Annotated in this window: 8 protein-coding genes; 6 read left to right on the top strand and 2 right to left on the bottom strand. The window is 71.1% G+C overall.

Features of this window, described 5'->3' with window-relative positions; all coding sequences use genetic code 11:
- Positions 1 to 27: 27 nt before the first annotated feature.
- Positions 28 to 816 (top strand): protein phosphatase 2C domain-containing protein, encoded by a 789-nt coding sequence (locus tag E5083_RS03675; RefSeq protein WP_135784111.1) that lies wholly within the window; start codon positions 28 to 30, stop codon positions 814 to 816.
- A 19-nt stretch (positions 817 to 835) separates the two neighbouring features.
- Here the strand turns inward: E5083_RS03675 and E5083_RS03670 are convergent, their stop codons facing one another.
- Entirely contained in the window at positions 836 to 1,327 is a 492-nt protein-coding gene (locus E5083_RS03670; protein WP_135784110.1) for a MarR family winged helix-turn-helix transcriptional regulator, read from the bottom strand.
- Between the two features lie 227 nt (positions 1,328 to 1,554).
- Here E5083_RS03670 and E5083_RS03665 point away from each other — a divergent pair, with 227 nt between their 5' ends.
- Positions 1,555 to 2,382 carry a lysozyme gene (locus E5083_RS03665; protein WP_135784109.1) on the top strand — a complete coding sequence of 276 codons (828 nt, stop codon included), beginning with the start codon at positions 1,555 to 1,557 and terminating at the stop codon, positions 2,380 to 2,382.
- A gap of 57 nt (positions 2,383 to 2,439) precedes the next feature.
- On the opposite strand, the gene lon is transcribed toward E5083_RS03665, so the two are convergent.
- Positions 2,440 to 4,869 carry an endopeptidase La gene (lon, locus tag E5083_RS03660; RefSeq protein WP_135784108.1) on the bottom strand — a complete coding sequence of 810 codons (2,430 nt, stop codon included), beginning with the start codon at positions 4,867 to 4,869 and terminating at the stop codon, positions 2,440 to 2,442.
- A 126-nt stretch (positions 4,870 to 4,995) separates the two neighbouring features.
- Between lon and E5083_RS03655 the strand changes: the two genes are divergently transcribed.
- The 4 genes from E5083_RS03655 to E5083_RS03635 all read left to right on the top strand — a co-directional run bounded on the left by E5083_RS03655 (position 4,996) and on the right by E5083_RS03635 (position 11,800).
- Positions 4,996 to 5,682: a spermine/spermidine synthase domain-containing protein gene (locus E5083_RS03655; protein WP_135784107.1), complete on the top strand. Its 687-nt coding sequence runs from the start codon at positions 4,996 to 4,998 to the stop codon at positions 5,680 to 5,682.
- A 108-nt stretch (positions 5,683 to 5,790) separates the two neighbouring features.
- The gene (locus E5083_RS03650; RefSeq protein WP_030816749.1) at positions 5,791 to 6,531 is read left to right on the top strand and encodes a response regulator transcription factor; all 741 of its coding nucleotides are present in this window, start codon (positions 5,791 to 5,793) and stop codon (positions 6,529 to 6,531) included.
- Positions 6,528 to 7,640 carry a HAMP domain-containing sensor histidine kinase gene (locus E5083_RS03645; protein ID WP_135784106.1) on the top strand — a complete coding sequence of 371 codons (1,113 nt, stop codon included), beginning with the start codon at positions 6,528 to 6,530 and terminating at the stop codon, positions 7,638 to 7,640. Before E5083_RS03650 ends, E5083_RS03645 begins: the two co-directional genes overlap by 4 nt.
- Before the next feature lie 314 nt (positions 7,641 to 7,954).
- The gene (locus E5083_RS03635) at positions 7,955 to 11,800 is read left to right on the top strand and encodes a multifunctional oxoglutarate decarboxylase/oxoglutarate dehydrogenase thiamine pyrophosphate-binding subunit/dihydrolipoyllysine-residue succinyltransferase subunit (protein WP_135784104.1); all 3,846 of its coding nucleotides are present in this window, start codon (positions 7,955 to 7,957) and stop codon (positions 11,798 to 11,800) included.
- The last annotated feature ends 25 nt before the right edge of the window (positions 11,801 to 11,825 follow it).

Genomic DNA, 11,825 nt, shown 5'->3' with positions numbered 1-11,825 from the left:
CGTGAAGGGTTCGTGCAGACTGGCGGGGTGCGTACTGATCTCGTCTCGGAACCCGGCACCGCCGACCGGCCCAACGAGGACTTCGCGGGGGTCGGACTACCCGCCTGCGGTCAGGGCGGTTGCGTGATCTTGCTGGACGGGGTGACACCGCCCCCGTACGCGCCGGGCTGCTCGCACCCGGTGCCCTGGTTCACCGCCAAGCTGGGCGGCGCGCTGACCGAACTGACCGTTTCCCACCGAGATCTGACGCTGGCGGAGATTCTCGGCCGGGCGATCAGCCAAACATCGAAGGCCCATCTGACCGCCTGTGACCTTTCTCACCCGCGTACGCCCCAGGCGACGGTGGTGCTGGTCCGCTGGTCGGCCGAGACGGTCGAGTACCTGGTGCTCTCGGACTCCGCGCTGCTGCTCCGCGCCCCGGACGGCACGGTGACCCCGGTGCTGGACGACCGGCTGGCCCGGCTGCCGCGGGGAGCGCTGGCGAGTGCGGACGTGGTGGACGCCGAGCTGCGCAACAAGGAGGGCGGCTTCTTCACGGCCGCCGCCGACCCCGAGGTGGTCCGGTACGCGGTCACCGGCTCGGTGCCGCGCGCCGGGGTGCGCTCGCTGGTCGCGCTGACCGACGGCGCGGCCCGCTGGACGGAGAAGTTCCACGAGGGCGACTGGACGGCCCTGTTCGACCTGGTCGCCAAGGAGGGCACCCGCGCCCTGGTGGACCGGGTGCGGGAACTGGAGCTGGCGGACCGCGAGGAGCGGGCGTTCCTGGGCCGCAGCAAGACGCACGACGACGCGACGGCCGTCCACGTGGAGCTGTAGAAGCCCGCGCGACGTCCGGCTACTTCTCCGCGATGCCGTTCAACTCGTGCAGCAGACGGGCGAGTTCGGCGACCTCGCGGCGGTCCCAGTGGGCGAGCTGGCTGACGTAGCGGGCGCGGCGGGCCTCCCGGACCTGGCCCACCCGGCCCCGGCCCTCGTCGGTGAGGGTGACCAGCCAGGCCCGGCCGTCGGCCGGATCGGGCTCGCGGGCGATCAGACCGAGGTCCTCAAGCGCGCGCAACTGGCGGGACATGGTGGCCTTGCCGACGCCGATGTAGGCGGCCAGCTCGGTGGCCCGCTGGCCGCCCTGCTCGTCCAGCCGGATGAGCAGGCCGTACGCGGCCGGTTCCAGGTCGGGGTGGACCTCGCGCGCCATCTCCCCCTGGTTGGCCCGCGCCCGCCGCAGCAGCACGGTCAGTTCACGCTCCAGCGCCAGGAATTCCTGGTCGACACAGCGCGGCGCCACGGGTGCGGTGCCCTCGCCCGTACCGTTGTTCCCGTCCTCGTGCACCTCAGTACCCCTGCCCGGTTTCGCCGTCTGAAATTTTCTGCCGGACCCCGTCATCGCCGCAGCTCCGTCAGTATTTCGCAGGCGTAGACCAACGGCGGCAACCGGACCCCCTTCCCACCCCCGCATCTACGTGCGTAGCTTTTTGGGCGGGCCCCTCGCGGCGGCCCGGCGCAACAGGCTCGTCGGTCATTTCAGGTCCCCCACTTTCACCCCGAAAGGCCACGCCCATGCCCGTGCACAGACCCGGTCCCGCCCGCCCGCGCACGTCCGCCGTCCTGGTCACGGCCCTGCTCGGCGCGCTCAGCCTCGTCCTCGGCGTCCTCGGCGCCGCTCCCGCCCAGGCCGCGCCCCACCGCGGCGACGCCTACCTCGGCATGGGCGTCCTCTCCCACGACGGCCGCTCCGGCACCCCGGCCGGCACCCGGGCCGCCCAGACCGAGGGCGTCGACGTCTCCGGCCACCAGGGCAACGTCGACTGGGCGACCCTGTGGAACAGCGGGGTCCGCTGGGCCTACACCAAGGCCACCGAGGGCACGTACTACACCAACCCGTCCTTCGCCCAGCAGTACAACGGCTCGTACAACGTGGGCATGATCCGGGGCGCGTACCACTTCGCCACCCCGGACACCACGAGCGGCGCGGTGCAGGCGAACTACTTCGTGGACCACGGCGGCGGCTGGTCGCGGGACGGGCGGACGCTGCCCGGCGTGCTGGACATCGAGTGGAACCCGTACGGCGACGCCTGCTACGGCAAGGCCGGGGCCGCGATGACCAACTGGATCGCGGACTTCCTGAACACCTACCGGGCGCGCACCGGCCGGGACGCGGTGATCTACACGGCGACGAGCTGGTGGACCCAGTGCACGGGCAACACCGCCGCCTTCGGCGCGGTCAACCCGCTGTGGATCGCCCGGTACGCCACCGCGCCGGGCACGCTGCCGGCCGGCTGGGGCGTGCAGACGATGTGGCAGTACACCTCCTCCGGCCCGACGGTCGGCGACCACGACAAGTTCAACGGCGCCCTGGACCGGGTGCAGGCGCTGGCCAACGGATAAGGACGCGCGAAAGGCCCGAGCCCCCTCGCGAGAAGGGGACTCGGGCCTTCGCCCCGCTCAGGCCGCGACCGGCACCTCCGCCACGGTGGCGGCGGGCGCGAGGGCCAGCTCCAGCACCTGGCGGACGTCGGTCACCGCGTGCACGTCGAGCTTCTCCAGCACCTCGGCCGGGACGTCGTCCAGGTCGGCCTCGTTGCGCTTGGGGATGATCACGGTGGTCACCCCGGCGCGGTGCGCGGCGAGCAGCTTCTGCTTCACCCCGCCGATCGGCAGCACCCGCCCGGTCAGCGAGACCTCGCCGGTCATCGCCACGTCCGTGCGGACCAGCCGGCCGGAGAGCAGGGAGGCCAGCGCGGTGGTCATGGTGACGCCCGCGCTCGGCCCGTCCTTGGGGACCGCGCCCGCCGGGAAGTGGATGTGCACACCCCGGTCCTTCAGGTCGGCCACCGGCAGCTCCAGCTCGGCGCCGTGGCTGCGCAGGAAGCTCAGCGCGATCTGCGCCGACTCCTTCATCACGTCACCGAGCTGCCCGGTCAGGGTCAGCCCCGCCGCGCCCGTCTCCGGGTCGGCGAGCGACGCCTCGACGTAGAGCACGTCGCCGCCGGCGCCGGTGACCGCGAGCCCGGTCGCCACACCGGGGACGGCGGTACGGCGCTCGGCCGGGTCCTGGGCGGACTCGGGCACATGGTGCGGACGGCCCACCAGAGCGCGCAGATCCTCCTCGCGGACGGTGAACGGCAGTTCCCGCTCGCCCAGTTCGTGCTGGGCCGCGACCTTGCGCAGCAGCCGGGCCACGGTCCGCTCCAGGGTGCGCACGCCCGCCTCACGGGTGTACTCCCCGGCGAGCTTGCGCAGCGCGCCCTCCTCCAGCGTGACCTCGTCGCCGGTGAGACCGGCCCGCTCCAACTGGCGCGGGAGCAGGTGGTCGCGGGCGATGACGACCTTCTCGTCCTCGGTGTAGCCGTCCAGCCGGACGATCTCCATCCGGTCGGCCAGCGCCTCCGGGATCGCCTCCAGGACGTTGGCGGTGGCGAGGAAGACCACGTCGGACAGGTCGAGTTCGACCTCCAGGTAGTGGTCCCGGAAGGTGTGGTTCTGCGCCGGGTCCAGCACTTCGAGCAGGGCGGCGGCCGGGTCGCCCCGGAAGTCCGAGCCGACCTTGTCGATCTCGTCGAGCAGCACGACCGGGTTCATCGACCCGGCCTCCTTGACCGCGCGGACGATACGGCCGGGCAGCGCACCGACGTAGGTGCGCCGGTGACCCCGGATCTCCGCCTCGTCGCGGACACCGCCGAGGGCGACGCGGACGAACTTGCGCCCCATCGCATGGGCGACAGACTCTCCCAAACTGGTCTTTCCGACACCAGGCGGGCCCACCAGCGCGAGCACGGCACCGCCGCGCCGTCCGCCGATCACACCGAGGCCGCGCTCACCGCGCCGCTTGCGCACCGCGAGGTACTCGGTGATGCGTGCCTTCACGTCGTCCAGACCCGCGTGCTCGGCGTCCAGGATCTCCTTGGCGCCCTGGATGTCGTACGCGTCCTCGGTCCGCTCGTTCCACGGCATCTCCAGGACGGTGTCCAGCCAGGTGCGAATCCAGGAGCCCTCGGGCGACTGGTCGGAGGAGCGCTCCAGCTTCTCCACTTCCTTGAGCGCGGCCTCGCGGACGCGCTCGGGCAGGTCGGCGGCCTCCACGCGGGCGCGGTAGTCGTCGGACTCCTCGGCCGCGTCCGGGCCGTCGCCGTTCAGCTCGCGCAGCTCCTTGCGGACCGCTTCGAGCTGGCGGCGCAGCAGGAACTCGCGCTGCTGCTTGTCGACGCCCTCCTGGACGTCCTTGGCGATGGTCTCCGCCACGTCCTGCTCGGCGAGGTGGTCGCGGAGCTGCTGGGCGGCGAGCTTCAGGCGGGCCACCGGATCGGTGGTCTCCAGCAGTTCGGTCTTCTGGTCGGTGGTGAGGAACGGCGAGTAACCGGAGTTGTCGGCGAGCGCGGAGACGTCGTCGATGGCCTGGACCCGGTCCACGACCTGCCAGGCGCCGCGCTTGCGCAGCCAGGTGGTGGCCAGCGCCTTGTACTCCTTGACCAGGTCGGTCACCTGGCCCGGCAGCGGCTCGGGCACGGTCTCCTCGACCCGGGCGCCCTCGACCCACAGCGCGGCGCCGGGGCCGGTGGTGCCCGCGCCGATGCGCACCCGGTGGCGGCCCTTGACCAGGGCGCCGGGGTCGCCGTCGGCGAGTCTGCCGACCTGCTCGACGGTGCCGAGCACACCGGTCTTGGCGTAGGTGCCGTCGATGCGCGGGACCAGCAGCACCCTGGGCTTGCCGGACTCGGCACGGGCGGCGGCCTGGGCGGCCTCCACGGCGGCCCGGATCTCGGCGTCGCTCAGGTCCAGCGGCACGACCATGCCGGGCAGCACGACCTCGCCGTCGAGCGGCAGCACGGGCAGAACGAGCGTGAACTCCATGGACTCACCCGACTCAGCAGCCATGATCTCCCCTTCGGCAGTCAACTTGAGTAACACTGACTCAATGCTCCTGAGCGGTTGAATGTTCCCCGAACATCGTTCGCTCTCGGCGAACGGAAATCCCCCGCGCGGCCGGGGCAGGATGGCGGCATGACTGCCACGCACGACAGCGCCGGGGACCCGGTGGTCCTGGACCGGCGCGAGGGACCGTACGGGGAGGTGGCGCTGCGCCGCAGCGGGGCGCTGCTCCAGATCATCGCCAACGGGTGCTTCCTGATGGACACCTCCGACGGCCGCTCGGAGCGGCTGCTGGTGGACGCGGCGCGGGACGCGCTGGACGACCGCCCGGCGCCGGAGGTGCTGATCGGCGGGCTGGGCGTCGGCTTCTCGCTGGCGCAGGCGGCCGCCGACCCCCGCTGGGGACGCGTCACCGTCGTCGAGCGCGAGCCCGCCGTCATCGACTGGCACCGCACCGGCCCGCTGGCCGAGATCTCCGCCGAGGCGCTGGCCGACCCGCGCACGCGCGTCGTGGAGGCGGATCTGGTCGCATTCGTCAATGAGACATCCGACACGTTCGACGCGGTATGCCTCGACATCGACAACGGGCCCGGCTGGACCGTCACGGAGGGCAACCAAGGGCTCTACACACCACGTGGACTCGCCGCGTGCGCAAGGGTGTTGAGGCCCGGCGGGGTCCTGGCGACGTGGTCGGCCCAGCCCTCTCCGGAATTTGAAGGAACCTTGCGGAATGCCGGGTTCCGACAGGTGCGTACCGAAGAGGTCCCCGTTGCCCGTGGCGTTCCCGACGTGGTCCATCTCGCCGTCCGACCTGGATAGCGACGGCCCGGCGTGTCCCCGTAATGTGCAGCGTGACGCGGATCATTCAAGCGTCAATCGCAGTCATGGGATCACCCCACGGATTCCGGAAAGCAACAGGGGCGGGCGATGGAGCAGACACACACCTCCCAGACCGGTGCGGCCACGACGTCACAGGGCGCGCAGCGCCGGGTACTGGTCGTCGAGGACGACCCCACGATCGTCGACGCCATCGCGGCCCGGCTCCGCGCCGAGGGATTCCTCGTGCAGACCGCCGGTGACGGTCCGTCGGCGGTCGACACGGCCGAGGCATGGCAGCCCGACCTGCTGATCCTCGACATCATGCTGCCCGGCTTCGACGGCCTGGAGGTCTGCCGCCGGGTGCAGGCGTCCCGCCCGGTGCCGGTCATGATGCTCACCGCGCGCGACGACGAGACCGACATGCTGGTGGGCCTCGGGGTCGGCGCCGACGACTACATGACCAAGCCGTTCTCCATGCGGGAGCTGGCCGCGCGCGTGCACGTCCTGCTGCGCCGCATGGAGCGCGCCGCGCTCGCCGCGACCACCCCCCGCTCCGGGATACTCCGCCTCGGCGAGCTGGAGATCGACCACGCCCAGCGCCGGGTGCGGGTGAAGTCGGACGACGTCCACCTGACGCCCACCGAGTTCGACCTGCTGGTGTGCCTGGCCAACACCCCGCGCGCGGTGCTCTCCCGCGAGCAGCTTCTCGCCGAGGTCTGGGACTGGGCCGACGCCTCCGGCACCCGGACCGTGGACAGCCACATCAAGGCCCTGCGCCGGAAGATCGGCGCCGAGCGCATCCGCACGGTGCACGGGGTCGGTTACGCGCTGGAGACGCCGACCCCGTGAGCCGCGGACGGGAAGCGGGGCGCCGGCGCTCCGGGGACGAACCCTGGGGCGGCGTACGCCCGTTCTCGATCAAGACCAAGCTGGGCGCGCTGGTCGTCATCTCGGTGCTGATCACCACCGGTCTCTCCATGATCGCGGTGCACACCAAGACCGAGCTGCGCTTCATCACGGTCTTCTCGATGATCGCCACGCTGCTGATCACCCAGTTCGTGGCCCACTCGCTCACCGCGCCGCTGGACGAGATGAACGCGGTGGCCCGCTCCATCTCCCACGGCGACTACACGCGCCGGGTGAGCGAGGGCCGCCGCGACGAACTGGGCGACCTGGCCGTCACCATCAACGTCATGGCGGACGAGCTGGAGGCACAGGACCTCCAGCGCAAGGAGCTGGTGGCGAACGTCTCGCACGAGCTGCGCACCCCCATCGCGGGCCTGCGCGCGGTGCTGGAGAACATCGTCGACGGCGTCACCGAGGCCGACCCGGAGACCATGCGCACCGCGCTGCGCCAGACCGACCGGCTGGGCCGGCTGGTGGAGACCCTGCTCGACCTCTCCCGCCTGGACAACGGCGTGGTCCCGCTGAAGGCGCGCCGCTTCGAGGTCTGGCCGTACCTCTCCGGGGTGCTCAAGGAGGCCAACATGGTCGCCTCCGCGCGCGCCGGCATCGCCTCCGGCTCCGGCAGCCACACCCGTACCGACGTGCATCTGCACCTGGACGTGTCCCCGCCGGAGCTGACCGCGCACGCCGACCCCGAGCGCATCCACCAGGTGGTGGCGAACCTCATAGACAACGCGGTCAAGCACAGCCCGCCGCACGGCCGGGTGACGGTGAAGGCCCGGCGCGGCTCGCGTCCGGAGTCGCTGGAGCTGGAGGTGCTGGACGAGGGTCCGGGCATCCCCCGCTCGGAGTGGCACCGCGTGTTCGAGCGGTTCAACCGGGGCGCGGTGACCCGCCCGCACGGTCCGGGCAGCGACGGCGGCACCGGTCTGGGGCTGGCCATCGCCCGCTGGGCGGTCGATCTGCACGGCGGCCGGATCGGTGTGGCCGAATCCGAGCGCGGCTGCCGGATCATCGTCACCCTTCCGGGAGCGGCTTCGGCGTCGAGTTGACGCGCCCGGCCCGCTTGGGGTTCAGTCGGATGATCAAGATCACACTCGTCCGCCCAGGCGGACACGTGTGATCAGGCACGGGCCGGCGCGATGCGCGGAGCGAGGACGCTCAGGGCCCCGATTCCGCATGCCCGCGACGTCCCACCCGTATCCGGAACCCCGCTTGTTTCCCGCCATTTCGCGGCCCGAAACGCGGTTCGCGATGTGACTTGCACGACGATGAACGGGCCCGACCTGACCTTCCCGCTCTTGGAGGCGTAGCCTTTATTCCCGCTGTCCATCACCTTGTGAAGCGGAAGAGGGCGGTTACCGCCGTGTCGCCACAGTCCCCCAGTAACTCGAACGTCTCCACCGACGACCAAGCCGGGAAGAACGCCGCCGCGGCGTTCGGACCGAACGAGTGGCTCGTCGACGAGATCTATCAGCAGTACCTCCAGGACCCGAATTCGGTAGACCGTGCCTGGTGGGACTTCTTCGCCGATTACAAGCCGGGGGCGCCCGCCGCCTCGGCTCCGGCGGGTACCGCGGCCGCGGGGGCCGCGGGCACCACCCCCACCGCTCCCCCGGCCCAGGCCGCCCCGGCTCCGGCCGCGCCCGCCCCGGCACCGGCCCAGGCCCCGGCCCAGTCGGCCCCGGCCGCCAAGCCCGCGCAGGCCCCGGCCACGCCGGCTCAGGCTCCGGCGCAGGCACCCGCGGCCAAGGCCGCCCCGGCCGCGCAGGCCCCGGCGAAGCCGGCCCCGGCGCCCGCCGCGAAGCCGAAGGCCGCCGCCGCGCCCGCCACGGAGGCCCCCGAGGGCCCCGAGTACGTGACGCTGCGCGGTCCCTCCGCGGCCGTGGTGAAGAACATGAACGCCTCGCTGGAGCTGCCGACGGCCACCTCGGTCCGCGCGGTCCCGGTGAAGCTGCTGTTCGACAACCGCATCGTCATCAACAACCACCTCAAGCGCGCCCGCGGCGGGAAGATCTCCTTCACGCACCTCATCGGGTTCGCCATGGTGCAGGCCATCAAGGCCATGCCGGCGATGAACCACTCGTTCGGTGAGAAGGACGGCAAGCCGACCCTGGTCAAGCCGCCGCACGTGAACCTCGGTCTGGCCATCGACCTGGTGAAGCCCAACGGCGACCGCCAGCTCGTCGTCGCGGCCATCAAGAAGGCCGAGACGCTGAACTTCTTCGAGTTCTGGCAGGCCTACGAGGACATCGTCCGCCGCGCCCGCGAGGGCAAGCTCACGATGGACGACTTCACCGGCGTCACGGTCTCCCTGACCAACCCCGGCGGCCTCGGCACCGTGCACTCCGTGCCGCGCCTGATGCCCGGCCAGTCCGTGATCATGGGCGTCGGCTCCATGGACTACCCGGCGGAGTTCCAGGGCACCAGCCAGGACACCCTGAACAAGCTCGGCGTCTCCAAGGTCATGACGCTCACGTCGACCTACGACCACCGGGTCATCCAGGGCGCCGCCTCCGGCGAGTTCCTGCGCCAGGTCGCGAACCTCCTCCTCGGCGAGAACGGCTTCTACGACGACATCTTCGAGGCGCTGCGCATCCCCTACGAGCCGGTCCGCTGGCTCAAGGACATCGACGCCAGCCACGACGACGACGTCACCAAGGCCGCCCGCGTCTTCGAGCTGATCCACTCCTACCGGGTCCGCGGCCACGTCATGGCCGACACCGACCCGCTGGAGTACCAGCAGCGCAAGCACCCCGACCTGGACATCACCGAGCACGGGCTCACCCTGTGGGACCTGGAGCGCGAGTTCGCCGTCGGCGGCTTCGCCGGCAAGTCGATGATGAAGCTGCGCGACATCCTGGGCGTGCTGCGCGACTCGTACTGCCGCACCACCGGCATCGAGTTCATGCACATCCAGGACCCCAAGCAGCGCAAGTGGATTCAGGACCGCGTCGAGCGCCCGCACTCCAAGCCGGAGCGTGAGGAGCAACTGCGCATCCTGCGCCGCCTGAACGCCGCCGAGGCGTTCGAGACGTTCCTGCAGACCAAGTACGTCGGCCAGAAGCGGTTCTCGCTGGAGGGCGGCGAGTCCGTCATCCCGCTGCTGGACGCGGTCATCGACTCGGCCGCCGAGTCGCGCCTGGACGAGGTCGTCATCGGCATGGCCCACCGCGGCCGGCTGAACGTGCTCGCCAACATCGTCGGCAAGTCGTACGCGCAGATCTTCCGGGAGTTCGAGGGCAACCTCGACCCGAAGTCGATGCACGGCTCCGGTGACGTGAAGTACCACCTGGGCGCCGAAGGTACCTTCACCGGTCTCGACGGCGAGCAGATCGCGGTCTCCCTGGTCGCCAACCCCTCGCACCTGGAGGCGGTCGACCCGGTCCTGGAGGGCGTCGCCCGCGCCAAGCAGGACATCATCAACAAGGGCGGCACGGACTTCACCGTGCTGCCGGTGGCGATCCACGGCGACGCGGCCTTCGCGGGCCAGGGCGTGGTGGCCGAGACCCTGAACATGTCGCAGTTGCGCGGCTACCGCACCGGCGGCACGGTCCACATCGTCATCAACAACCAGGTCGGCTTCACCGCCGCCCCGGAGTCCTCGCGCTCCTCGATGTACGCCACCGACGTGGCCCGCATGATCGAGGCCCCGATCTTCCACGTGAACGGCGACGACCCGGAGGCCGTGGTCCGCGTCGCGCGGCTCGCCTTCGAGTTCCGCCAGGCGTTCAACAAGGACGTGGTGATCGACCTCATCTGCTACCGCCGCCGCGGGCACAACGAGTCGGACAACCCGGCCTTCACCCAGCCGCTGATGTACGACCTGATCGACAAGAAGCGCTCGGTGCGCAAGCTGTACACCGAGTCCCTGATCGGCCGTGGTGACATCACGCTGGAGGAGGCCGAGCAGGCGCTCCAGGACTACCAGGGCCAGCTCGAGAAGGTCTTCACCGAGGTCCGCGAGGTCACCTCGCAGCCGGCGCAGGGCGAGTCCCAGGCGCCCAAGGACGGCTTCCCGGCGGCGGTCCCGACCGCGATCTCCGCGGAGGTCGTCAAGCGGATCGCCGAGTCCCAGGTCAACGTCCCGGACAACATCACCGTCCACCCGCGGCTCCAGCCGCAGCTCCAGCGCCGGGCGGCGATGGTGGAGGACGGCACGATCGACTGGGGCATGGGCGAGACCCTCGCCGTCGGCTCGCTGCTGCTGGAGGGCACGCCGGTCCGCCTGGCGGGCCAGGACTCCCAGCGCGGCACCTTCGGCCAGCGCCACGCGGTGCTCATCGACCGGGAGACCGGCGAGGAGTACACCCCGCTGCAGTACCTCTCCGAGGACCAGGCGCGGCTGAACGTCTACAACTCCCTGCTCTCCGAGTACGCGGCGATGGGCTTCGAGTACGGCTACTCGCTGGCCCGCCCGGACGCGCTGGTGATGTGGGAGGCGCAGTTCGGCGACTTCGTCAACGGCGCGCAGACGGTCGTCGACGAGTTCATCTCCTCGGCCGAGCAGAAGTGGAACCAGACCTCCGGTGTGGTCCTGCTGCTGCCGCACGGTTACGAGGGCCAGGGCCCGGACCACTCCTCGGCCCGTCCGGAGCGGTTCCTGCAGCTCTGCGCGCAGAACAACATGACGGTCGCGATGCCGACCTCGCCGGCGAACTACTTCCACCTGCTGCGCTGGCAGGTCCACAACCCGGACCACAAGCCGCTGATCGTCTTCACCCCGAAGTCGATGCTGCGTCTGAAGGCGGCGGCCTCGAAGGCGGAGGAGTTCACCTCCGGCGAGTTCCGTCCGGTCATCGGCGACGACACGGTCGACCCGGCCGCCGTCCGCAAGGTCGTCTTCTGCTCCGGCAAGGTCTACTACGACCTGGAGGCCGGCCGGCAGAAGCGCGGCGCCACGGACACGGCGATCATCCGCATCGAGCGGCTGTACCCGCTGCCCGGCGCCGAGGTCCAGGCCGAGGTCAACAAGTACCCGAACGCCGAGAAGTACCTGTGGGTGCAGGAGGAGCCGGCGAACCAGGGTGCGTGGCCGTTCATCGCGCTCAACCTGATCGACCACCTGGACCTGGCCGTCGGTGCCGACGTCCCGGCGGGCGAGCGCCTGCGCCGCATCTCGCGCGCGCACGGCTCCTCCCCGGCGGTGGGCTCCGCGAAGCGCCACCAGGCGGAGCAGGAGCAGCTCGTGAACGAGGTCTTCGAGGCGTGACCCCGGCTCACTGAGCGATGCACAA

It is taken from the genome of Streptomyces bauhiniae, from assembly GCF_004784475.1.
Taxonomy (GTDB): Bacteria; Actinomycetota; Actinomycetes; order Streptomycetales; family Streptomycetaceae; genus Streptomyces; species Streptomyces seoulensis.
Note: the sequence above shows the minus strand (reverse complement) of the source record. Positions and strands in the feature narration are given on the sequence as shown.

Excerpts from the sequence above, each read along its gene's own strand:
- E5083_RS03665 (WP_135784109.1), top strand. The coding sequence starts at position 1,555 with ATGCCCGTGCACAGACCCGGTCCCGCCCGCCCGCGCACGTCCGCCGTC.
- lon (WP_135784108.1), bottom strand. The coding sequence starts at position 4,869 with ATGGCTGCTGAGTCGGGTGAGTCCATGGAGTTCACGCTCGTTCTGCCC.
- E5083_RS03655 (WP_135784107.1), top strand. The coding sequence starts at position 4,996 with ATGACTGCCACGCACGACAGCGCCGGGGACCCGGTGGTCCTGGACCGG.
- E5083_RS03650 (WP_030816749.1), top strand. The coding sequence starts at position 5,791 with ATGGAGCAGACACACACCTCCCAGACCGGTGCGGCCACGACGTCACAG.